The sequence below is a fragment of the Escherichia sp. WS1118 genome (assembly GCF_046487695.1).
GTDB classification, from domain to species: domain Bacteria; phylum Pseudomonadota; class Gammaproteobacteria; order Enterobacterales; family Enterobacteriaceae; genus Escherichia; species Escherichia coli.
On the sequence record NZ_JBJQIZ010000002.1, the window covers coordinates 421379 to 443773 of the forward strand.

19 protein-coding genes and 3 tRNA genes are annotated in these 22395 nt (G+C 49.4%); 6 read left to right on the plus strand and 16 right to left on the minus strand.

Features of this window, described 5'->3' with window-relative positions; translation table 11 throughout:
- Positions 1–93: 93 nt before the first annotated feature.
- Positions 94–2244 carry a pyruvate/proton symporter BtsT gene (btsT, locus tag ACJHYO_RS05350; RefSeq protein WP_001366791.1) on the minus strand — a complete coding sequence of 717 codons (2151 nt, stop codon included), beginning with the start codon at positions 2242–2244 and terminating at the stop codon, positions 94–96.
- Positions 2245–2620: 376 nt separating this feature from the next.
- Here btsT and tsr point away from each other — a divergent pair, with 376 nt between their 5' ends.
- The gene (gene tsr, locus ACJHYO_RS05355) at positions 2621–4285 is read left to right on the plus strand and encodes a methyl-accepting chemotaxis protein (RefSeq protein WP_000919584.1); all 1665 of its coding nucleotides are present in this window, start codon (positions 2621–2623) and stop codon (positions 4283–4285) included.
- 42 nt (positions 4286–4327) lie between these two features.
- Here the strand turns inward: tsr and ACJHYO_RS05360 are convergent, their stop codons facing one another.
- From ACJHYO_RS05360 to ACJHYO_RS05370, 3 genes are all read right to left on the minus strand, one after another.
- Positions 4328–5599, minus strand: coding sequence for a TRAP transporter large permease (locus ACJHYO_RS05360; RefSeq protein ID WP_000118642.1), 1272 nt, complete (start codon positions 5597–5599; stop codon positions 4328–4330).
- Positions 5596–6069: a TRAP transporter small permease gene (locus ACJHYO_RS05365; protein ID WP_001235679.1), complete on the minus strand. Its 474-nt coding sequence runs from the start codon at positions 6067–6069 to the stop codon at positions 5596–5598. Before ACJHYO_RS05365 ends, ACJHYO_RS05360 begins: the two co-directional genes overlap by 4 nt.
- A gap of 63 nt (positions 6070–6132) precedes the next feature.
- Entirely contained in the window at positions 6133–7104 is a 972-nt protein-coding gene (locus ACJHYO_RS05370; RefSeq protein WP_000034589.1) for a C4-dicarboxylate TRAP transporter substrate-binding protein, read from the minus strand.
- A gap of 690 nt (positions 7105–7794) precedes the next feature.
- Here ACJHYO_RS05370 and ACJHYO_RS05375 point away from each other — a divergent pair.
- Positions 7795–9447, plus strand: coding sequence for a Na+/H+ antiporter (locus tag ACJHYO_RS05375; protein ID WP_001298060.1), 1653 nt, complete (start codon positions 7795–7797; stop codon positions 9445–9447).
- A gap of 170 nt (positions 9448–9617) precedes the next feature.
- On the opposite strand, the gene ACJHYO_RS05380 is transcribed toward ACJHYO_RS05375, so the two are convergent.
- Positions 9618–10523 carry a GntR family transcriptional regulator gene (locus ACJHYO_RS05380; protein WP_000091596.1) on the minus strand — a complete coding sequence of 302 codons (906 nt, stop codon included), beginning with the start codon at positions 10521–10523 and terminating at the stop codon, positions 9618–9620.
- 138 nt (positions 10524–10661) lie between these two features.
- On the opposite strand from ACJHYO_RS05380, the gene ACJHYO_RS05385 reads away from it, so the two are divergent.
- A complete protein-coding gene (locus tag ACJHYO_RS05385) occupies positions 10662–11684 on the plus strand; it encodes a zinc-binding alcohol dehydrogenase family protein (RefSeq protein ID WP_094259032.1) in 1023 nt (340 codons plus the stop codon).
- A gap of 139 nt (positions 11685–11823) precedes the next feature.
- On the opposite strand, the gene opgB is transcribed toward ACJHYO_RS05385, so the two are convergent.
- The 6 genes from opgB to ACJHYO_RS05415 form a co-directional block, all read right to left on the minus strand.
- Complete coding sequence (gene opgB, locus ACJHYO_RS05390) at positions 11824–14115, minus strand: phosphatidylglycerol--membrane-oligosaccharide glycerophosphotransferase (RefSeq protein ID WP_001292628.1); 2292 nt, start codon at positions 14113–14115, stop codon at positions 11824–11826.
- A gap of 253 nt (positions 14116–14368) precedes the next feature.
- A complete protein-coding gene (gene yjjA, locus ACJHYO_RS05395; protein ID WP_001357532.1) occupies positions 14369–14863 on the minus strand; it encodes a DUF2501 domain-containing protein YjjA in 495 nt (164 codons plus the stop codon).
- 48 nt (positions 14864–14911) lie between these two features.
- Positions 14912–15649: a DNA replication protein DnaC gene (gene dnaC, locus ACJHYO_RS05400; protein WP_000799911.1), complete on the minus strand. Its 738-nt coding sequence runs from the start codon at positions 15647–15649 to the stop codon at positions 14912–14914.
- A gap of 2 nt (positions 15650–15651) precedes the next feature.
- Positions 15652–16191 carry a primosomal protein DnaT gene (gene dnaT, locus ACJHYO_RS05405; protein ID WP_094259033.1) on the minus strand — a complete coding sequence of 180 codons (540 nt, stop codon included), beginning with the start codon at positions 16189–16191 and terminating at the stop codon, positions 15652–15654.
- Between the two features lie 107 nt (positions 16192–16298).
- Positions 16299–16772 (minus strand): threonine/serine exporter, encoded by a 474-nt coding sequence (locus ACJHYO_RS05410; protein WP_000538188.1) that lies wholly within the window; start codon positions 16770–16772, stop codon positions 16299–16301.
- Positions 16763–17533 carry a threonine/serine exporter ThrE family protein gene (locus ACJHYO_RS05415; RefSeq protein ID WP_001314410.1) on the minus strand — a complete coding sequence of 257 codons (771 nt, stop codon included), beginning with the start codon at positions 17531–17533 and terminating at the stop codon, positions 16763–16765. The genes ACJHYO_RS05410 and ACJHYO_RS05415 overlap by 10 nt, the downstream gene beginning before the upstream one ends.
- 619 nt (positions 17534–18152) lie before the next feature.
- Between ACJHYO_RS05415 and ACJHYO_RS05420 the strand changes: the two genes are divergently transcribed.
- A complete protein-coding gene (locus ACJHYO_RS05420; RefSeq protein ID WP_000936639.1) occupies positions 18153–18878 on the plus strand; it encodes a helix-turn-helix domain-containing protein in 726 nt (241 codons plus the stop codon).
- A complete protein-coding gene (gene bglJ, locus ACJHYO_RS05425) occupies positions 18836–19513 on the plus strand; it encodes a DNA-binding transcriptional activator BglJ (RefSeq protein WP_094259034.1) in 678 nt (225 codons plus the stop codon). Before ACJHYO_RS05420 ends, bglJ begins: the two co-directional genes overlap by 43 nt.
- Before the next feature lie 37 nt (positions 19514–19550).
- Here the strand turns inward: bglJ and fhuF are convergent, their stop codons facing one another.
- A complete protein-coding gene (fhuF, locus tag ACJHYO_RS05430) occupies positions 19551–20339 on the minus strand; it encodes a siderophore-iron reductase FhuF (protein WP_000331596.1) in 789 nt (262 codons plus the stop codon).
- Between the two features lie 140 nt (positions 20340–20479).
- Between fhuF and ACJHYO_RS05435 the strand changes: the two genes are divergently transcribed.
- Positions 20480–20716 (plus strand): DUF1435 domain-containing protein, encoded by a 237-nt coding sequence (locus tag ACJHYO_RS05435; protein WP_001350368.1) that lies wholly within the window; start codon positions 20480–20482, stop codon positions 20714–20716.
- A 38-nt stretch (positions 20717–20754) separates the two neighbouring features.
- Here ACJHYO_RS05435 and ACJHYO_RS05440 read toward each other — a convergent pair.
- The 4 genes from ACJHYO_RS05440 to rsmC all read right to left on the minus strand — a co-directional run bounded on the left by ACJHYO_RS05440 (position 20755) and on the right by rsmC (position 22308).
- A tRNA-Leu gene (locus ACJHYO_RS05440) sits at positions 20755–20841 on the minus strand.
- A gap of 34 nt (positions 20842–20875) precedes the next feature.
- A tRNA-Leu gene (locus tag ACJHYO_RS05445) sits at positions 20876–20962 on the minus strand.
- Between the two features lie 28 nt (positions 20963–20990).
- Positions 20991–21077 (minus strand) — tRNA-Leu (locus tag ACJHYO_RS05450).
- 199 nt (positions 21078–21276) lie between these two features.
- Positions 21277–22308, minus strand: a complete 1032-nt coding sequence (rsmC, locus tag ACJHYO_RS05455) for a 16S rRNA (guanine(1207)-N(2))-methyltransferase RsmC (protein WP_001272332.1) — start codon at positions 22306–22308, stop codon at positions 21277–21279.
- Positions 22309–22395 lie beyond the last annotated feature (87 nt).

The window sequence follows — 22395 nt, forward strand, 5'->3', positions numbered from 1 at the left end:
CCCGGAAGGTCCGGGCTGGGGATTTGCCGGATGCGGCGTAAACGCCTTATCCGGCCTACGATAGACATTTTGTAAGCCGGATAAGGCAACCGGTTAGTGGTGCGAAGAGATCTTCACGCCGCCTTCCGGGATTGGAACGTACGGTGTTTCTTTGTCAGTACGTTTGTCGCTGTTACGCACCTTCAGCCAGGTTTTGAAACCGTAGAAGATGATGCTGTACACCACAATCAGGAACAGAATACTCAGGCCTGCGTTGGTGTAGTTGTTCACAACGATGTGGTTCATGTTGGCAATCTGCTGCGCCGTCAGGTCAGTACCGTTAGCAATCTTCTCTTTGTACTGGCTCGCCATGTAGAAGAAGCCTTCCATCTGCGGGTTGGTGCTGAACAGTTTCAGGCCCAGCGCCCAGGTGGTGCAGATAAGCAGCCATACTGCCGGGATAACGGTAACCCAGATGTATTGGGTGCGCTTCATCTTAATCAGTACAACGGTGCCCAGTACCAGCGCCACGGCTGCCAGCATCTGGTTGGAGATACCGAACAGCGGCCACAGGCTCTTAACGCCGCCCAGCGGATCGACCACGCCCTGATACAGCAGGTAGCCCCACAGACCCACACAGCCCGCAGTACCGATGATACCGGCAACCAGAGAGTCGGTTTTTTTCAGGAACGGGATGAAGTTACCCAGCAGGTCTTGCAGCATAAAGCGGCCAGAACGGGTACCCGCATCCAGCGCGGTCAGGATGAACAGGGCTTCGAACAGAATACCGAAGTGATACCAGAAGCCCATGTCAGCCATCGGCAGCACTTTGTGGAACACGTGAGCGATACCTACCGCCAGCGTTGGCGCACCACCTGCACGGTTCAGGACAGAAGGCTCACCAATGTCTTTCGCGGTTTGCAGGATCTGCTCTGGCGAAATCACGAAGCCCCAGGAGCTGACGGTCGCTGCCGCGTGTGCGGTAACGTCTTTCAGCTGTGCCATGATGATCGGCGCGTTCTCGCCACCCATTTCATGCAGGTTAGGCATGGTGATGCCGAGGCCAGCAGGCGGGGTGTTCATCGCGAAGTAAAGACCCGGTTCGATGATGGACGCAGCAACCAGCGCCATAATCGCCACGAAGGACTCCATCAGCATTGCGCCGTAGCCGATGAAACGCGCGTCGGTTTCATTAGCCAGCAGTTTCGGCGTCGTACCGGAAGAGATCAGCGCGTGGAAGCCAGATACCGCACCACAGGCGATGGTGATGAACAGGAACGGGAACAGAGCGCCTTTCCACAGCGGGCCAGTACCGTCAATGTACTGGGTCATGGCAGGCATTTTCAGTTCCGGGTTCAGCACCACGATACCCAGCGCCAGGCCGACGATAACGCCGATTTTCAGGAAGGTTGCCAGATAGTCGCGCGGTGCGAGGATCAGCCACACTGGCAGCAGTGCGGAAACAAACGCATAGCCAATCAGCGCGAAAGTAATGGTGGTATCTTTAAAGGTCAGTGCCGGACCCCAGTACGGATCGTGAGCAATCACGCCACCGAAGTAGATAGAGGCAACCAGCAGCACGATACCAATGACAGAGACTTCACCCACACGCCCCGGACGAATAAAGCGCATGTAGATACCCATAAACAGCGCAATCGGTACGGTTGAGCAAACGGTGAAGACCCCCCACGGACTTTCGGCCAGGGCTTTAACCACAATCAGTGCCAGAACGGCGAGGATGATGATCATGATTAAGAAACAGCCAAACAGCGCGATAGTCCCCGGTACTGGTCCCATCTCTTCTTTGATCATCTCACCAAGAGATGCGCCGTTACGGCGAGAGGAGATAAACAGCACCATAAAGTCCTGAACCGCACCGGCCAGCACGACCCCCGCCAGCAGCCACAGCGTGCCAGGCAGGTAGCCCATCTGCGCGGCGAGAACCGGACCCACCAGCGGACCAGCACCGGCGATAGCGGCGAAGTGGTGACCAAACAACACGTAACGGTTGGTCGGAACGTAGTTCAGACCGTCGTTGTTAATAACCGCAGGCGTCGCGCGCGTGGGGTCGAGTTTCATCACCTTCTGGGCGATGTACAGACTGTAGTAGCGATACGCCACCAGATACACCGACACAGAGGCGACCACGATCCACAGGGCGCTGACGTGCTCCCCCCGACGTAATGCAACTACCGCGAGGCAGAATGCACCGATGATTCCGAGAATCACCCAGGGTATGTGCTTGAATATCTTTTTAGTATCCATAGTAAAACCTGGCATGTATTGATTAATAGTTGGCCGAAGCCGTTCTAGGTTTGCGTTGCGTTTGAGGAGGTAAATTGACCGCTATCCTGCAGTGATGTTGCCAGAGTTACGCGCGCGTAAAGTAAGGTAAATAACTGAGTGGTTATTTTAGGGACGTAAGCGGTCAGGAATGGCGGTGAGCGGCAAAGGCGTCGTTTAAGTGACCATAAATATGTGATTTATATCACATATTTATATTGCGAATAATTTATGTAAATAATGGCTTTTTAAATTCAGGGGGTGAATAAAATTACTCGGCGTCATCTCCGCGGGATTTTCATAAAGTTTTTCCTTTCCAGGCCGAAAATCTTGCATCGGTCCACAGGAAAGAGAAACCATGTTAAAACGTATCAAAATTGTGACCAGCCTACTGCTGGTTTTGGCCGTTTTTGGCCTTTTACAACTGACTTCAGGCGGTCTGTTCTTTAATGCCTTAAAGAACGACAAAGAAAATTTCACTGTTTTACAAACCATTCGCCAGCAGCAATCCACGCTGAATGGCAGCTGGGTCGCTTTGTTGCAGACGCGTAACACCCTCAACCGCGCGGGTATCCGCTACATGATGGATCAGAACAATATTGGTAGCGGTTCAACCGTTGCTGAGCTGATGCAGAGTGCCAGTATTTCGCTGAAACAGGCGGAAAAAAACTGGGCGGATTACGAAGCGTTGCCGCGTGACCCGCGTCAGAGCACCGCCGCAGCGGCAGAGATCAAACGTAATTACGATATTTATCACAATGCGCTGGCGGAGCTGATACAACTGTTAGGTGCAGGCAAAATCAACGAGTTCTTTGATCAGCCGACCCAGGGATATCAGGACGGTTTCGAGAAGCAGTATGTGGCTTACATGGAGCAAAACGATCGGCTCTATGATATCGCCGTCAGCGATAACAATGCCTCCTACAGCCAGGCGATGTGGATTCTGGTAGGCGTGATGATCGTCGTACTGGCGGTCATCCTCGCCGTCTGGTTCGGTATTAAAGCCTCGTTGGTCGCGCCAATGAATCGCCTGATTGACAGCATTCGTCATATTGCAGGCGGCGATCTGGTGAAACCGATTGAGGTGGATGGCTCTAATGAGATGGGGCAACTGGCAGAGAGTTTGCGCCATATGCAGGGAGAGCTGATGCGTACCGTCGGTGATGTGCGCAACGGGGCCAATGCCATCTATAGCGGTGCCAGCGAAATCGCCACCGGCAATAACGATCTCTCTTCGCGCACCGAGCAACAGGCCGCTTCGCTGGAAGAGACGGCAGCCAGCATGGAGCAACTGACCGCAACGGTGAAACAGAACGCCGAAAATGCGCGCCAGGCCAGCCATCTGGCGTTAAGTGCTTCCGAAACGGCGCAACGCGGCGGCAAAGTGGTGGATAACGTGGTGCAGACTATGCGCGATATCTCCACCAGTTCGCAGAAAATCGCCGATATTATTAGCGTAATTGACGGCATTGCCTTCCAGACCAATATTCTGGCTTTGAATGCGGCGGTTGAGGCTGCGCGTGCGGGTGAGCAAGGACGCGGTTTTGCGGTGGTCGCGGGAGAAGTGCGTAATCTGGCCCAGCGTAGCGCTCAGGCGGCTCGTGAAATTAAAAGCCTGATTGAAGACTCGGTGGGGAAAGTGGATGTTGGCTCTACGCTGGTCGAAAGCGCCGGGGAAACAATGGCGGAGATTGTCAGTGCCGTGACCCGCGTGACGGACATTATGGGCGAAATTGCTTCTGCTTCTGATGAGCAGAGCCGTGGTATCGATCAGGTTGGCTTAGCGGTTGCTGAGATGGACCGGGTAACTCAACAGAACGCCGCGCTGGTGGAAGAATCTGCTGCCGCCGCCGCCGCGCTGGAAGAGCAGGCCAGTCGCCTGACCGAAGCAGTGGCAGTGTTCCGGATTCAGCAACAGCAGCAACAGCAGCGTGAAGCATCGGCTGTGGTAAAAACCGTGACGCCAGCTACGCCGCGCAAAATGGCCGTGGCAGATAGCGAGGAGAACTGGGAAACGTTTTAACGTAATGATGCCGGATGAGTATTTCATCCGGCGTTTTTATTATTAAACCAGGAACAGTGAAATCGCCGGGATATATGTCACCAGCATTAGCATTAACAGTAGAGCCGCCAGTAGGGGCAGGGATTGTTTAAAGAAATTTCCCACCGAAACTTGCGTGATATTACATACCAGCAGCATCACGGTACCTACCGGTGGCGTGAATGCGCCAATCGACAGGTTGAAGATCATGATGATGCCAAAATGCACCGGATCGATGCCAAAGTGTTCGACCACCGGTTTTAATAGTGGTACCAGGATCAGCAAAATGGCGTTTCCTTCCAGAAACATCCCCAGCGTCAGTAGCAATATGTTGATAATCAACAGGAACATGTATTTGTTTTCGGTCAGAGAAGTCACAAAATTCGCCACTGCGACACCAGCATGTTCCATTGAGAAAATCCATCCCAATGCGGCGCTGGCCATGATTACCAGCATCACCGATGCGGTTGCGCGTGCCGTTTCGCCCAATGCTTTGACGACATGAGAAATCCGCATTTCACGATAGATAAAAAAGCCAATCGCCAGCACGATTAGCACCGCTACTGCACCTGCTTCTGTTGGGGTGAAAATGTTAGCGCGAATACCACCCACCACAGCAAAAATGAGGAACAGCGCAGGCCAGGCCTGTCCCAGCGAGAACACCACCTCTTTGCCCGTAGGCCAGCTTTCACGCGAGGGTTTAGCGTTAGTTTTGCGGGCGACAAGGTAGACGGTAAACATCAGTACGACTGCGCATAGCAAACCAGGTACCAGTCCGGCGATAAACATTTTTCCGATAGAGACATCGGCAACCAGACCGTAAATAATCAGGGCTATTCCAGGCGGTATGATCGGGGTGACTAACGAGCCACCAGCGGTAATGGCGGCGGCAAACGCGCGATTGTAGCCTTTACGCTCCATCTCCGGCACCATCATGCGCGACAGCATCGCCGCGTCAGCAAGGTTAGAGGCGCTGACGCCGCCCATCATGGTGCTGACGAGAATGTTTGCCACGCCCAGTCCGCCGCGCATTTTCCCCACCAGAACGTTGGCAATGTGCAGGATGCGTTCGGCAATGCCGGTGTAGCTCATTAGTGTGCCTAGCAAGATAAAAAACGGAATTGCCAGCAATGATGGGCTTTGCGTTGGCGCGATTAGTCTTTGCACGGCAATTTCAATCGGTACGCTGGAGAAGAATAAAAAGTAAGCGATGATACCAATAAACATCGCCAGATAGACCCGAATGTTGAGAAACAAACAGACGATCATTAGCGGAATAATCAATAACCAACTCATTGCATTTTGTCTCCGCTATCGGATTGTTTTGTATCGTTTATTAACCAGTAGAGGGTATAAATAGCCGTTGCCAGAGCGCCGACAGGGACCGCCAGATCGATCCAGAACCAGGAAACCTTCAGAATTTGTGTCACTTTAAACTGCGCCATTTCGGCTAGTCGGTAGCCCAGCCAGGCCATATAAAGCAGCAGTGCGATGGAGAGAAGGGCGACCAGTATTGCAATAACACGCCTGAGTTTGCCTGGAAGCATCTCCATCAGGAAGGGAATGGTCAGGTGCGCCCTGTCACGTTCCGCCACCACTCCACCTAACATCACCACCCAAATCATCAGCATTCCCGACATTTCTTCTGTCCATTGAAGCGGTTGGCCGATGAAATAACGCATAAATACCGCTCCAATTGTCACCACAACCAGAACGAATAGCGCAAAGGCAGCACTAAATTCTGCCACTTTGCCAAAAAGACGCATGAAACCTCCTGTTAGTGCGTGTCCTGCCTAAGAGAGATGAGGCAGGACGCTGAGCATTAATGCTTATTGCAGTTGCTGTTGAATGGTTTCGTACAGACCTGGTGTCCATTCCGGGAATTGAGAGTAAACTTCGCGTGCTTTCTTCTGGAATGGTCCAGTATCGGGATAGATCACTTCGACGCCGGCTGCCTGCATGGTTTTCAACATTTCGGCATCACGCTCAAGAGTGAGTTTCTGGCTATAGACACCCGCTTCATAGCCGGTCTGGTGGATCATCTCCAGTTGTTCTGGTGAAAGGGTGCTAAAGAAGGCTTCACCACCTATCCACACTGAGGTATTTGTCAGGTAGTTAACCATTGTCAGATATCTTGCCTGCTCATACAGTTTTTGCCCTTGCAGCACTGAAATTGGGTTTTCTACGCCGTCAATAACGCCCTGGGTTAATGCGGGATAAACTTCGCCTAATGGCATGGGAGTTGGTGTTGCCCCCATCGCCTGAATGGCTTTTATTTGCATGACGTTATTAGGAACGCGAATTTTTAAACCTGCGAGATCGTCAACGGTGCGAATGGGTTTTTTCGAAATAATCTGTCGAGTGCCATAGAGATAATTATTCATTACCACATGAATTCCCTTTTTCTTCAGACTTTCATTTTTTTGTTTAAACCAGTCGCTTTCATATATTTTGAACAGTTTTTGCGGATCGTCAGTCAGATACGGTCCAAACAAAATCCCCAAATCGGGTTCATAATCGGCAAGAAAAGCCACATCACTCAAGGTTATGACATTCATGCCCATCATGGCTTGCTCGGTGACATCCTGTTTTGATCCCAATTGGGAGCTGGGATAGAGCGCAAGTGTTATTTCGCCATTACTTTTTTTATTTAATAGGTCTGCCCAGTAACGCATGACCACATCCAGGGGTTCTCCAGGGTTATTTTCATAGGCAACTTTTATTGAAATAGGTTTTGCCTGGATTATTGACGGTAAAAAAAGGGTACTGACAGTAATTAGCATCGCTATTATTTTGCTCATCTTTACTTACTCCATGCTAAGGAAATAAAACTCCAACATTGTTGTCGGGAGTGAAACCTTATGAAAAAGCAGTCATTACTGAAAAGTAGTCAGCGAATAGCAGAATGGCTGCAGATGTATCATAAATTCGTGCACCGGGTAATACTTTGCTGCTTTTAATCGGTTTTTAATGCATTTTTTGATTGTATATCTTAAAGTTATGTAATGCATGACGTTACAAGGAACACCCTCTGATGAGTTTAGTTATCGCTGATAAGATCTCTTATTCGGTTGATGATTTATTAAAAATAAAATCATTAATTTGGCTGCGGTTATTTTTAATTGTCAATACAGATAAAAACTAAGTGTTGACGCAGAATGGTGGTATCCATTAAGTTTATTTAGTGCTGATTTAATACATTTGCTGAACGTATAATTCATGCTGATATTAAAAGAAAGCCGTCATTCACTAAATAACTTGTTCGGCAAGGAAATCAGAGAGTAACGGATGATTCGTTACAACGGGGAAAGGCAGTAAATATTCACGTGGTGAATTTGTTATCAACTTGAAAACTTATTTTACTGGGTTCCTTCTGATCATGTGAGTGAACGCAGTGATTAATGATTAACGTTAAGTGCTAACCAGAGCACTTTTTATGAAGTTAAATTAATAATATCTATTATTTATGAATGAGGAAGCCTGTTTATTATATGGAAATACTTTTAACAATTTTAATTCTTACGTTGGTAGTATCATTAACCAGCGTGCTTACACGTCTGTCTCCTGTCCAGATACCACTTCCTTTAATCCAGATTGCCGCTGGCGCAGTACTGGCCCAGCCTATATTTGGTCTGCATGTGGAATTCAATCCTGAACTTTTTCTCTTATTGTTTATACCACCCCTGTTGTTTGCTGAAAGTTCAAAAATACAACCTAAAGAATTGATCAAGCACAGCCGGGAAATTATCAGCCTGGCACTTGTGTTGGTACTAATCACTATTTTTGGTGTCGGCTATGTGATTCATTTACTCTTACCGAATGTGCCGCTCATCGCTGCTTTCGCATTAGCCGCCGTGTTGTCGCCTACCGATGCCGTGGCGTTGCTGGGGATTGTCGGGAAAGGGCGTATCAGCAAAAACATCCAGGAAGTGCTCGAAGGCGAAGCGTTGATGAATGATGCTTCCGGCCTGGTGGCGTTGAAATTTGCTGTTGCAGTGACGATGGGAACGATGGAATTCAGCGTTCATGGCGCAACCATTGCGTTTTTTGTCGTTGCGTTGGGCGGTATTGCCGTGGGGATCGCTGTTACCTGGTTATATGGTAAAGGGCTGCTGTTGATCAGCCGATATGCTCACGATGAACCTTCCATTCAGATTGTATTGATGCTTCTGTTGCCGTTTATTGTTTATCTGGTTGCGGAACATTTTGGCTTATCTGGCATTCTTGCCGCTGTCGCCGCGGGGTTAACAACCAGTCGCATTGGCGTAGTCCACCACGCGCCTATTCGCCTGAGAATTAAAGCTAAAAGTAGCTGGTCGATGCTTGAATATGTCTTTAACGGCATGGTGTTTCTGATTTTAGGCTTACAACTGCCGGGCATTATTTCGGAATCACTGATCCGTGCAGAAAACGATCCACTGGTGGACACCGGATCGCTGCTCCTTGATGTCATTTGGATCTACCTGGCGTTAATGGTTGTGCGCCTGGGCTGGCTTTGGCTGATGCGTCTGTATAGCCGTAAACGACCCGGCAAACATCCGATGCTGTTTGCTGGATATAAAACGCGTCATATGCTGCTGGCGACCTTTGCGGGGGTGCGCGGAGCTATCACGCTTGCGGGGGTGCTTTCTATCCCGTTATTGCTGCCGGATGGCACACCTTTTCCCGGGCGTTACTTGCTGGTATTTCTCGCTACAGGTGTGATCCTCTTTTCGCTGGTTTGCGGCATTATTATTCTGCCGTTATTACTAGGGAAAAATGTGGGGATTTTCAGCGATAACCGACAAAAAGAAGAGGAAGCTGCCGATCTGTTTATGGCTAAAATGGCCATACTGAGTGTGCAAAAGACCGAGCAACGTTTGCTGCGCGCCAGAACAGAAAACCTCGATAACGAGTTGATTATGGAAACGGGGGCCAGAGTTATCGGTTATATGCGACATAGTGAAGAGGATATGTCGCCTAATGATAATTCCCTGCATATGCAGCGTGCGAAGCTGGAAAGAACATTTAATCTGGCGGCGTTAAATGCCAAACGCGCGGCTATTTACCAGATGCGCGCAAGGCAAGAAGTCAGTGATGAAACACTGGCAAAAATAGTCAGTGAATTAGATGTGCTGGAAACGTTAATCATGGATAGCCGATAATTTTATCGCTGCCAGTAATAGGGAATTAAATGATGGCTGAGAGTAATACTTTCAGCATCGTTTATTCCCTATGTATTTCCTTATGGGCAGAACAATCGCCTGGATTAATACTGCATTAATACAACATAGTGATATAAACCAAGAATCAATGTTTTTAATCTGTACTTAATTTATCGGTGATGTTGCCTGATGGAACGAATCATTGATTGTTTGGCGGTATCCAGATGGTTTCGCAACGCCGTTATTGCATCTAAATCGCTACGGCAAATCAGGGCGCTGAGAATGGTCATATGTTCATCAACAGCAATGATATTGCGCTGTTTGAGATCGCTTTCATCCCATTGATAGTGAAAATGAAAGATCACCGATATAATTTCAAGTGATTGATTAAAAAAGATGTTGTCAGCAGCGGATAACAGCATGGCATGAAAATCACGGTCTAATTGAGAAAACATTCGAAAGTTGCTGCCAATGCTGTCGCGCAGCGTCCGGTGGCGTTCGAGCATGGTTTTTGCTTGCAGCCAGCGAGGGTCATCATCGGGAAGGTTGAGAAAGTGTTGCAGGGAATGTGTTTCGAGCATTTCGCGCAGTTCGAACAATTGCTCGGCGTAGGATTGATCGAACTGCTTCATGCTCCATTGGCCGCGCTTTTCGCTTTGAATAAGATTATAACGACCGAATTTCAAAAGATATTCTCGTACCACTACCGGACTGACGCTTGCCGCTCGCGCCAGCTGAAGTTCGGAAAAGCTTTCTCCGGCGCGTAACTGGCGCAGGTTAATCATGGTGAAAAATGCCTGCTCGAAAAGACGGTTTTGCTCTTTCAGCGAGGCCGTGATGCAATCAAATCCATCGTTCTGTTCGGGTTTGCGGGCGATAACATAATTTTTCCCCACCAGGGTGAGCACGCCACATGCGCTTAAATGCTGGAGTATGTGGCGTACCGTAGTGCGACTGATGTTATACATTTCTGCCAGTCCGCTTTGTGAAGGCAGCGGAGAAGGAATATTGCCCCTCGCCATATCTTCAATCACCTGATTTATGACGCTATGACGTAAATTCTGCGAACGACTCATTCTTCCCTCCAGTCCGGCATTAAAAGCCGATTTAAAACATTTTTATGCGCGATCATCCGCATATTTTATGGGTAAATTCAGGCGCTCTTATAAATTCGACGATATCTGAAAGTCATAAAATAAAAGGAGCGGTGAATCATGTCCACAATGAAAGTATTAATTTGTCAGGAAATAAAGAATTTAGTATGGGAAGTCCGGGAAAGACCGGTGCCAGGCGATAATGAAGCATTAATTAAAATTAAAACTGTCGGGATTTGCGGTACAGATATTCATGCCTGGGCGGGCAATCAGCCATTTTTCAGTTATCCACGCGTTTTAGGCCATGAAATATGCGGGGAGATTATTGAATCAGGAAAAAACATTCACAATTTTAATATCGGACAGCAAGTTGCGGTAATTCCGTATATTTCTTGTCAGCAATGCCCGGCGTGTAAAAGCGGTCGTACCAATTGCTGTGAAAAAATTTCAGTCATTGGCGTGCATCAGGATGGCGGTTTTAGTGAGTATTTGAGCGTGCCGGTGGCGAACATTTTGCCCGCAGACGGTATTGACCCGCAGGCGGCAGCATTGATTGAACCTTTCGCTATTAGCGCTCATGCGGTGCGTCGCGCAGCCATTGCTCCCGGCGAGCAGGTGCTGGTGGTCGGGGCGGGGCCAATCGGTCTGGGCGCGGCGGCAATCGCTAAAGCCGATGGCGCACAGGTGGTGGTGGCGGATACCAGTCCGGCGCGCCGTGAACATGTGGCAACGCGTCTGGAATTACCTGTTCTGGACCCGTTAGCCGAAGATTTTGACGCGCAGCTGCGGGCGCAGTTTGGTGGTTCGCTGGCGCAGAAAGTGATTGACGCGACAGGTAATCAACATGCGATGAATAACACCGTAAATCTGATTCGTCACGGCGGCACGGTGGTATTTGTCGGCCTGTTTAAAGGTGAGTTGCAGTTCTCCGATCCGGAATTCCATAAAAAAGAAACGACGATGATGGGCAGCCGCAACGCCACGCCGGAAGATTTCGCTAAAGTCGGTCGATTGATGGCGGAAGGGAAAATCACTGCCGACATGATGTTAACCCACCGCTATCCGTTCGCCACGCTGGCAGAAACCTACGAGCGCGATGTGATTAACAATCGTGAGTTGATTAAGGGCGTAATTACTTTCTGATAAGGCGAGATTATTAAAGTTGCCATGCAGCGTCCGGGGAAGTGTTGGGCGCTGTTTTTTTTCTGTTTCTCAATAATGTTTTGTAGGTCGGAGAAGGTGTGTAGGTCGCACCTTATGCGACCTACACATCAGTCAGGAATTACCCTTCACGTTCTACCACTTTAATTTCCACCATGCCGATCCCGAGCTTACGCGGCGAGTGCCCGAGGATATTCCCTTCGTTGGTTGAGACAGGTTCCGGTGGCACAATTACCAGTGTGTCGGCATCGGTTGGGTTATCGAAATGCAGTGTGGTGGTGGTCACTTCATTGCCCAGCACAAGGGTTTGTTCTTCATTGCCTACGCGTACCGGAATAGGACGGCTGGCGTTATTGCCGTATGCTTTGGCGGTAATCACCAGGTCAAATTTCTTCGGCAGCGGATGCTTGTACTCGATTTTTACTTCATCGCCCAGCTGTGCGTTGGACCAGCGGCCCCACGACTCTGGACGAGAAATCCCGCTAAACTGTTTCACCTCTTCTGGCGCACCAGCGACGTTAAAGATGAAACTGTCGGCTTTGTAGCGAATATCGTTATCAACAATCTTTAGCGTATCGACATTGCCTTTGTAACGCGCCATGTCGATGACCGTATCTTTAAATGCCGTTTTGCCCTTCCATATTGCTTTGTCAACATGCTGAACAATTTGCTGACCGCCAAGCTGCCCTTGCGAGACACACCAGTCGGTGGAAAGTGCCAGTTCCGGAGCCCAGAGTTGTGCCATCTTATAGCAACGGTCAACCCAGACGAAATTGTCGCGTGGAGCGAAATCAGCCAGCTGGAAACGCAGCGGTGCTGAGTATTCGCTTTCCGGCAGCGGTTCCACGCGTTTGTCTGAAACCCGCAACAGCAGCGGCAAACGGAAATGGCTACCTGAGAAGGCAATCATGTTTTTCTGCTGGTCGATGGTGAACTCTTTCATCTCTTTAGGGAATTTCCACAGGCGGATGATATCCGGCTTCCACGCCAATGTTTTCTCTTTGATATTGAGGAAGATTTCCGACATCGACTGCCCGGATAAACTGCTACGGCCAAGTCCGAGATAGTTATCGCCACCGAGAATGTCCAGCACCGTCGCGCCGTTATCCATCGTATTACGCTTCACTGCCAGCGTCTCTTGCTGCGGCTTGTCGCCACGGATGACAAAAAACAGGTTATTGCGATCCTGCTTATTAAGGTATTTCCACGCCGTATTGTTCATCGCTAAATGGTCAGAAGAGACGACGATGACGGTATCTTTAAACCACGGTGACGCTTTGATTTTGTTGATAAACGTCGCAATATTCTCCTGGCTGCAACTTACCGCGCTGAATGACTGATTCGGCTTACCGTCAAAATCATATTTTTTGCGGTTACAGGTGCGCGAGATAAAACCATCCGGGTGATGGGTATCGACTGTCAGGGTAAACAGTGAGAATCGCTGACCTGAGCGGGAAAGCTCTTCAAATTTTTTCCACGCTTCATCGAGAACGGTATCGTCGTAGAATCCCCAGTCGTTGCGATAGTGCGGGTCGGCCACCACGCTTTTCAGCTCTTCTGAGCCGTATAAGTGGTCGAAGCCGTGCGATTTCAGGAACACATCTTTACCGGCAAAACGCAGATTCGCGCCCTGCACGAAATAGTTCTGATAACCCGAGTTTTTCAGAATATCGCCCAGACAGATGTTCTGCGGGAAGAAGCTGGAAACAGAAGCGGAGGCGTTGCCTTCAAATGGGGCAAACAGCGGTATGCCGCACTGAGAAGCCACCATGCCCGCAATCGTGTAATCCGTTCCTGGCAGCTGCTGCGTGTGGCTGAAATCCAGGCCTTCATTTTTCAACGCGCCCAGTTCAGGCGTGAGATCCGGGAAAGCCTCGTTATCAAAATAGGTCCGCTCGAGACTTTCGCCGTAGATATAAACCAGGTTGAGTTTCGGGTCAGGGATAGTTTTCGACGGCTCTTTATAATAAGCCGCAAAGTCCGGGTCGCCGTCGCGTGACTGGGATTTCACCAGTTCCGTTATCTGACGAAATGCCGGGCTGGCATCCACTGAACCCAGCGCCAGTAAGAGTGCCAGCAGGCTGTAACCAAAATGGTGCGGATGATGACGACGACGGCGCAGGATCCAGCCCAGCGCACCGAACACCGCCGCCAGCCCCAGCACAATGCCGATACCAGGCAGGATGTATTTGCTGACACCAGCACCGGTCAGGCTGTTGGTTAAGGTATAGAGAACCGCGTCGTTAATACCATCGCCAGTAAAATAGTCGCTGGCAAACAGGGTGATATTTAAAACGACAAATAGCCCCAGTACCGTTAATGTGGCTGCAAACCACCAGGTGTTACGTCCCGCTTTCCATGCGTAAATCAGCACAGAGGCGAGAAAAAGGGCGAAAGAGAGTAGTTCTGACAACGGGCGATCCTCACTAAACCGGGCCGTTTAGCCAACGTTTAAGCTTTTTGAGAAGCACAATGTAATGGCGTCGCCATATTGCTGCAATTCTAGTGTCAAAAAAATGCGATGTTGTTAGGAATTAGTTTATAAACAGACTTTTTTGATCGCGGTCGCTTCCCGTGTAACAGGGGTAAAACCGTCCAGGAGCAGGGAAAAGGGCAGGAGAGAGCCGCGTCAGCCGGGTAACAGCTAAAACGCGGCGTTTCGCGGTTCAGGAAATGAAGTTCAGCCCCTGCTTTAACACCAGATCGCAGGCTTTGGTTTTCACCTTTTCTGCCAGCGGAGTCGTTCCAATATTATCCAGATTGAGTTGCTGACCATCTTTGGTTTTCAGCAAACCCTGAATGCCATCCAGATAGTTGGTGTCTTCTTTTTGCTCTTCACTGTTCAGGCCCAGTTTTTCCAGTACCTGATTCTTGATGTTTTCGGCATCGGTTACCGAAGCCAGCTTTTGCTTCGCGCAGTATTGCAGAATGCCTGCGGCGTTGTTCATGTTATCTGCGCTTAAGGCCTGGTTCCCGTTGCTAAGCAAGTTAGTTAATGACGCGAGCGACCAACCGCCTTCCTGTGTCGTGTTGTTTTGGTTGCCAAGTTCGCTGGCGGCGCTGGAGAGCGCATCTTTCCAGGACGCAGCATGCACCCCGGTGGAAATTAATGCGCTGGCGGCAATGGCACAGCACAGAAGATGTTTAATAGTTTTCATCATCATTACTCAAGGTTGAATTGTGTCGCAGTATACCGCCAGAAACGGGGATTAATACTCTTTACCTGTTACACGGCTACGGTAGCTATCCCAGTTGAAGATCACCCACAAACTGTTACCCAGGCGCATACGGTCCATCACGCGTTCGCCCAGCAACTTGGTCATCTCTTCCATATTACTGTTGGTCAGCATCCCGGTTGGGCGTTTGGAAGAAGAGCGGCGATCGACGATCTGGTTGATGATCACTTTTTCGTATTTCGATTCGGTCTGCACGCCGATCTCATCGATCACCAGCAGATCAACGTTACTCAGATCGTTAAGCAGTTGTTCTTCGCTGGTACCGCTATTCCTGAAGGTATCTTTCATCGCCGACATAATATCGGCCACGGTGATGATCAATACGGATTTACCGCGTAGCAGCAGCTCGTTGCAGATTGCCGCCGCCAGATGGTTTTTGCCGGTTCCTGGCTTACCAGAAAAGATGAAGCTGGCGATGTTGCCGTCAAACTCTTCGACATACTGGCGCGCTTTGCTTAACGCATTCATTTGCCCTTCACACTCAACGCGATAGTTCTCAAAGGAGCAGTTCTGATGCAGTGGACGAATACCGGAGCGGTTAAAGGTGCGCTGCATTTTCATCGCCCGATTTTCACGTTCGAGAGCGGCGGAGCGGATCGCCCCTTGTTCTTTCTGCCAGGCCAGTAATTCTTCACCCGTTTTGAACGCAGGTTTGATATGGGCAGGCATCATTTTTTGCAGGCGTTGCATCAGGTCGCCAACGTTTTTCATCGTTACCCTCTGAATCCTGGTGGAATTTGGCTGTCAGGTTCACTGACCGTATTCACATCTCGTTTCGGCAGTCCGCCGTTGCTGGCACGACCGATTTGCAGGCTGCGCGCCAGTTTTTGTTGCCACTGCACATGGTGAAAGACTTTGCCTTCTGCCTGCCAGTAGGCAATGAATGACGCCAGTTCTTCGGCGGTCACCGGCTCTCTTAGTGCCACGCCCCATAGCGCCGCCAGGCGGATAAAGTCGGCATCGGGTTGCCAGTCCGGATACATGGCAAATTTCCCCATGGGTACGGCAACGGGAGCGGTTTGCGGTTCCTGATAGAGTTGATCGTCCAGAGCGACATCGCTTCCCGGACGCGCCAGCTTTTCTACCAGCGCCAGCAGTTCAGCCAGGCGTGCAGGAGTGATGGCATAAAACGCCGGGGCATTGTTAGCAAATACGGCAACCACACCGCCTTCAGCTTTTGCCAGAACGGTTTGGTGATCGTGTACCAGGGCGTCAATACCAACGACGTCCGGGGTCAAAACTCTGGAAGACATACTGTTTCTCAAATATGGAACGATGAACGAGAAGGGAGATAACTTTTATAGTAACACACGGAGGAGAGGAGGCTGTCTCTCATCCGCGTGCTTTAAGTGAGGCAATTTTATACGCGAGGGCGCTTGCGGTACAACCATAATCCAGGAATGGAAAGACCGATGGATAACGCACCAACAATCGATGAAGCTGTAAGAAAGTTGGTTAACAGGGTAATCATCAACGGTTCGCTGTAACCTAGCTGGCTGATTTTTACCGCCGAAATCATTGCGGTATAAGCTGATATGCCAGGGAACATAGGGATAACAGCCGCCACGGTAAACACTTTCGGATGCGCCAGATACCAGCGCGACCATTGAATACCAATGGTGCCGACCAGCATAGAGGCCATAAAGGTTGACCATTCAATATTCAGCCCGCTGGTCATTAAGATCATTCGGGAACCATGACCTATCGCACCAAGCAGCGCACACCAGCGTAACGCTCGAACGGGAACGTTGAACACCATCGCAAAGCCGACCGCAGGAATGGCGGCGAGGATCATATCCTGCGCCAACGCTAACAGAAATTCGATCACACCCATCCGCGTAGCCCCCAAATCGTCAGTGCCATTACTACGCCGACACAGGTAGCCAGTGTCAGCAGACTGGCGATTGCCCAGCGTGCCAGTCCGGTATTGATGTGGCCTTTAAACATATCGGCGACGGCATTTATCAACGGAAAGCCCGGCACCAGCAGCAGAACGCTGGCGGCCATCGCAATGGTGGGGGTATTGCTGAAAGTGGGAAGTTGCAAAAGCAATCCGGAAATGGTGGTGGCGGCGAAAGCGGTGAGGCAAAAGTTGATCTGTGGATGAAGATGACGTTGTGCCAGCAGCTGGCGGATATACATCGCGGCCGTACTGGCCAGGAAGGTGATGACGGCACCATCCCAGCCACCTTTATTGAGTTTACAGAAACAGGCGCAGGAAAGGCCAACCATTAAGGCTACCAGCCATCTTGGGTAACGTAATGGCTGAATTTGGCTAAATCGTTTCTCTACGCCTTTGTAATCCAGCAGATGATGCTCCGCCAGAATTACAATGTGCTGGACTTCAGTCACCACATGCATATTAATGCCGCGATCGTGATTTTTACGTGTCGATGTCAGGCATTGCCCATCTTTAATGGTTGTCAGCACTATGGCGTTCGAAGAGATAGAACTCTCGACGCTGTCCATTCCCAACGCCCGACCCAGTCGTGAGGAAAGCTCATCAACCAACGCGCTTTCCGCACCATGTTGCAAAAGAAATAATCCACACTGGATACAAAGCCGTGTTACGGCTCGCTGTTGCTCAGTTTGCATAACTCGCCCTTTGTCATAGACGTGCTGCGTATTGTTCAGATAATGAGAATCCATTTGTATCATGAAGCACGGTTGTTTTGCGGTAGGTTAAGATCAAAATTGCGCTGATTAATCCTGGTTATCGGGAGATGCTCGGTGATAAAAAGCGAATTATCTCTCGCCGTAAACAAACTATCGCATGAATATTATCACTATAATGAATTTGTTATTTGGCCTTTACGAGTCAGGATAATAGATAGCTGGGCGCGTTTTTTTATGTTAACAAGTTAAAACCATCAGATTTTATTGAATAAATATTGATTGTGTGATTCCCGCACTCTGCGGGAAGAGATATTATTTAATTATAAATTAAATGAATGAGATTTCTGTTTTTCATTAAGTATTTCTAACAACTTAATGTAGATATTTTAAATGTCTCCAGGCTATTTCACCAGGTTATCATTTGATGCTAACCTTCTGACACATGCAGTGGAGTTGTTGTGCAGCAGGAGTATGCTGATATGAAAGTGAATGCTAAGGATAATTTATTCGCTTAATCTATTAATTTGCTGGAAATATTTAAGGGATGAATGCCTTGAATAAACCATCATGATTTTTAGACAGTGGATGTGGAGGAAATATGTTGCCAGGATGCTGCAAAAATGGAATTGTTATCAGTAAAATACCTGTTATGCAAGCAGGGTTAAAAGAGGTCATGAGGACTCACTTCCCTGAATATGAAATAATATCCAGCGCCTCTGCGGAGGACCTTACCTTATTACAATTACGTCGTTCCGGATTAGTCATTGCTGATTTGGCCGGTGAAAGTGAAGATCCACGTTCCGTTTGTGAGCATTATTACTCTTTAATCTCACAATATCGGGAAATTCACTGGGTTTTCATGGTGTCACGCTCCTGGTATTCCCAGGCAGTAGAATTGCTCATGTGCCCTACGGCGACGTTATTGTCTGATGTTGAACCCATTGAGAATCTGGTCAAGACCGTACGTTCCGGCAATACGCACTCAGAGCGTATCAGCGCCATGCTGACCTCTCCGGCAATGACTGAAACTCATGATTTTAGCTATCGCTCCGTCATTCTCACTCTTTCAGAGCGCAAGGTACTGCGGCTATTAGGTAAAGGATGGGGCATCAACCAGATAGCTTCATTGCTTAAGAAAAGTAATAAAACTATTAGCGCCCAAAAAAACAGTGCGATGCGTCGACTGGCAATTCACAGCAACGCTGAAATGTATGCATGGATAAATAGCGCGCAGGGTGCAAGAGAACTTAACTTGCCTTCTGTTTATGGAGATGCCGCAGAATGGAACACAGCCGAATTAAGAAGAGAAATGTCGCACTCATAGAAAAATGCGTCATGAGTAGTATCGGTATTGAGAGTTTATTCAGAAAGTTTGCGGGTAACCCTTATAAGCTCCATACCTATACCAGTCAGGAGTCATTTCAGGATGCCATGTCGCGGATCTCGTTTGCGGCGGTCATTTTTTCTTTTTCTGCCATGAGAAGTGCGCGCAGAGAGGGATTATCCTGCCTGACTGAACTGGCGATTAAGTTTCCGCGTACCCGGCGTTTAGTTATTGCGGATGATGATATTGAAGCTCGGCTGATTGGTTCATTGTCGCCATTACCGCTGGACGGTGTATTAAGTAAAGCGTCAACGCTGGAGATTTTTCATCAGGAACTCTTTTTGTCATTAAATGGTGTACGTCAGGCGACCGATCGACTGAACAATCAGTGGTACATTAACCAAAGCCGGACGTTAAGCCCGACGGAGAGAGAAATATTGCGCTTTATGTCGCGTGGCTACTCAATGACACAAATTGCCGAGCAGCTTAAACGCAATATTAAAACGATCCGTGCACATAAATTTAATGTGATGTCGAAACTGGGCGTCAGTTCTGATGCAGGGTTGTTGGAGGCCGCAGATATTCTGTTATGTATGCGGCATTGCGAAACAAGTAATGTGTTGCATCCTTATTAATCCGCATGATGCCGGGTTTACTTCCCCGGCAGTGCTTTCATTTCAGCGTACAATCGCCACATTGCTGCACATCCGGTAAGCGATAACGCTGGCAGCAAGTGCGGCGCACCAGCAGGCCGTCGCGTAGCACCACGGTACGCCAGAGTGGATTATCTTCACCGGTAGTAAGCGTTTTCTCAAAAAAGAGGGCATAGCGCAGCGATTCAACCGTCGCCTCGCCGAGCAGCTGTTTCATCTCAGTCAGATACCAGTTGATCAAATAACCGGTATTGCTCCAGATAAGTTTGCCGTTAATCTCTCCCGTTGCTTCTAGTGCCTGCACAACCGGAACCAGCGCCTGGCTGATTAACGTTTCCATTCGCTGCTGCGGCGAATGTAGTGTTGCGTTTTTATCTTCACACACATCGACCCAGAAACAGGCGGCGCGTCCGGTTTCGTGAAACTCAACGTGGACATGTTCCGGCGACACATCTAATGCTTTTTCCTGAGTCAGCAGCGCCAGCATTAATGGTGGTACCATCAGGCCGATATACCATTGCGCCCACAGTGAGATCAGCGGTTTGTTTTCGCGGATCATCAAAGGTTGGTTGCGGTAGATATGATCGGAATAGACCGCGAGTAGAGAACTTAGCGCATTAGGTGATGACCATTGCGCCAGCGTCATGGCGTTAAGTGGGGCGGGTTCATCCAGGCGGATAAACTCCAGCAAATGTTCACGATGTTCGGCGATCGTCGCCCGCACGGCTTGTGCAAGCCCAGCATCCTGCGGCTGGAGATGCGTTCGCCAGATAACATCTTCATAGAGCGGTGCGGAACGATAGGCCATAATCGTGATAGTAATCTAAATGATAATTATTGCTAATCCTATCGATAGGTTTACCCGATAGCAAGGGATTTCTCTGGCTTGCAAATGATAAAAATTATCATATGATATTAGTTATCATTATCAATGAAAGAGATGAAACCATGTTGCAACGTACGCTGGGCAGTGGCTGGGGAGTGTTGCTGCCGGGATTGCTGATTGCAGGGCTGATGTATGCGGATTTATCGCCGGATCAATGGCGGATTGTCATTCTGATGGGATTGGTATTGACGCCGGTGATGTTGTATCACAAACAGTTACGGCATTACGTTTTGCTACCATCGTGCCTGGCGCTTATTGCTGGCATCATGCTGATGATAATGAATTTGAATCAGGGGTGATAAAACAGTGAAGAGACAAGAAAAGAAGTAAAGATAATTGGTGCGAGGGGGGGGACTTGAACCCCCACGTCCGTAAGGACACTAACACCTGAAGCTAGCGCGTCTACCAATTCCGCCACCTTCGCACAGTCATCTTACTTTTTTTGATATCGCCTCGTTTGGTGCGAGGGGGGGGACTTGAACCCCCACGTCCGTAAGAACACTAACACCTGAAGCTAGCGCGTCTACCAATTCCGCCACCTTCGCCCAGTGCGAGCAATATCAACGTGGTTTTTGGTGCGAGGGGGGGGACTTGAACCCCCACGTCCGTAAGGACACTAACACCTGAAGCTAGCGCGTCTACCAATTCCGCCACCTTCGCATACCATCAATTCTTAAAAAGAATTGCTACCACGGAGGCGCATTCTAGTGGTTTTCAGCTTTTCGTCAATAGTTAATTATCGACAGAGGTGTAATTGCTGGAAAAATGTCCATCAGCGGATTGTGGATAATTCGTTTGTCGGTCAGATAAGGCGTGTACGCCGCATCCGACACGGTATGCGGCGATATATATCAGATACTCAACCTTTCTTCGCCTGGCGGGTCATAATGGCGCGATACACCTTGAAGCGCCCGGTTTGCGCAATCACTTCGTGGAAACCAAATGTCTCATCCAGCACGTCCGGGTAAGGCAGGAAGGCGTTCGCTACAATTCGCAACTCGCCGCCGCTGTTCAGATGACGCACCGCGCCGCGAATCAGCGTTTGCGCGGCATCCAGGCTGGTTTGCATCCCATCGTGGAACGGCGGGTTGGAGATTATCATATCAAAGCGACCTTTCACCTCGGAAAAGACGTTACTGGCAAAGACTTCACCTTCAACACCGTTGGTCGCAAGTGTTGCGCGGCTGGCTTCTACCGCTGGTGCAGAAACATCACACAGAGTGAGGCGGATCTTCGGTGAATGGCGCGCAAAAGCAACGGAAAGCACTCCCGCGCCGCAGCCGACATCCAGCACTTTACCTTTCGTGTGTGGAGTTAGCGTCGAGAGCAGCAACTGACTGCCGACATCCAGACCGTCGCGGCTAAACACGCCCGGCAGTGTTTTGACCGTCAAGCCATCGACGCTGTATTCGCCCCAGAATTTATTGGCATCAAATACCGGCTGCTTTTCCAGACGACCAAAATAGAGGCCGCAGCGACGGGCGCTGTCTACCTTATTCAACGGCGCATAATCGGCCAGCATCTGCTCGGCGCTGCGCACGCCGCTGCGGTTCTCGCCAACGACAAAAATATCCGTGCCCACCGGAAGCAGAGAAAGTAAATTCATCAACTGGAACTGGGCTTCCGGTTTGTTCTTCGGCCAGTAGTAGATCAGCGTATCGCAATCTGCGACGTCATCTGCCGTGGCGACCAGGCTAAAACGGGCGTTATCCCCCATCTGGCGGCTTAACACCTGCCAGTGGTGGAATTGCTGGGTATGAGCACGGCTGGCCGCGGTATCTAAACGCGCGGGCAGGTCATCCTGTAAGTCTCCGGCAAACAGAATACGGCTTTGTTCGAAATCATCACTGTGACGCAGCAAGACTTCACTTGCCGGGGTAAATGCAGACATGGAATGCTCCTCAATTGATACTGGCGGCGATTATAGCCATATGTTGGCGCGGTATCGACGAATTTGCTATATTTGCGCCCCTGACAA

Excerpts from the sequence above, each read along its gene's own strand:
- btsT (WP_001366791.1), bottom strand. The coding sequence starts at position 2,244 with ATGGATACTAAAAAGATATTCAAGCACATACCCTGGGTGATTCTCGGA.
- tsr (WP_000919584.1), top strand. The coding sequence starts at position 2,621 with ATGTTAAAACGTATCAAAATTGTGACCAGCCTACTGCTGGTTTTGGCC.
- ACJHYO_RS05360 (WP_000118642.1), bottom strand. The coding sequence starts at position 5,599 with ATGAGTTGGTTATTGATTATTCCGCTAATGATCGTCTGTTTGTTTCTC.
- ACJHYO_RS05365 (WP_001235679.1), bottom strand. The coding sequence starts at position 6,069 with ATGCGTCTTTTTGGCAAAGTGGCAGAATTTAGTGCTGCCTTTGCGCTA.
- ACJHYO_RS05370 (WP_000034589.1), bottom strand. The coding sequence starts at position 7,104 with ATGAGCAAAATAATAGCGATGCTAATTACTGTCAGTACCCTTTTTTTA.
- ACJHYO_RS05375 (WP_001298060.1), top strand. The coding sequence starts at position 7,795 with ATGGAAATACTTTTAACAATTTTAATTCTTACGTTGGTAGTATCATTA.
- ACJHYO_RS05380 (WP_000091596.1), bottom strand. The coding sequence starts at position 10,523 with ATGAGTCGTTCGCAGAATTTACGTCATAGCGTCATAAATCAGGTGATT.
- ACJHYO_RS05385 (WP_094259032.1), top strand. The coding sequence starts at position 10,662 with ATGTCCACAATGAAAGTATTAATTTGTCAGGAAATAAAGAATTTAGTA.
- yjjA (WP_001357532.1), bottom strand. The coding sequence starts at position 14,863 with ATGATGAAAACTATTAAACATCTTCTGTGCTGTGCCATTGCCGCCAGC.
- dnaC (WP_000799911.1), bottom strand. The coding sequence starts at position 15,649 with ATGAAAAACGTTGGCGACCTGATGCAACGCCTGCAAAAAATGATGCCT.
- dnaT (WP_094259033.1), bottom strand. The coding sequence starts at position 16,191 with ATGTCTTCCAGAGTTTTGACCCCGGACGTCGTTGGTATTGACGCCCTG.
- ACJHYO_RS05410 (WP_000538188.1), bottom strand. The coding sequence starts at position 16,772 with ATGGGTGTGATCGAATTTCTGTTAGCGTTGGCGCAGGATATGATCCTC.
- ACJHYO_RS05415 (WP_001314410.1), bottom strand. The coding sequence starts at position 17,533 with ATGCAAACTGAGCAACAGCGAGCCGTAACACGGCTTTGTATCCAGTGT.
- ACJHYO_RS05420 (WP_000936639.1), top strand. The coding sequence starts at position 18,153 with ATGTTGCCAGGATGCTGCAAAAATGGAATTGTTATCAGTAAAATACCT.
- bglJ (WP_094259034.1), top strand. The coding sequence starts at position 18,836 with ATGGAACACAGCCGAATTAAGAAGAGAAATGTCGCACTCATAGAAAAA.
- fhuF (WP_000331596.1), bottom strand. The coding sequence starts at position 20,339 with ATGGCCTATCGTTCCGCACCGCTCTATGAAGATGTTATCTGGCGAACG.
- ACJHYO_RS05435 (WP_001350368.1), top strand. The coding sequence starts at position 20,480 with ATGTTGCAACGTACGCTGGGCAGTGGCTGGGGAGTGTTGCTGCCGGGA.
- rsmC (WP_001272332.1), bottom strand. The coding sequence starts at position 22,308 with ATGTCTGCATTTACCCCGGCAAGTGAAGTCTTGCTGCGTCACAGTGAT.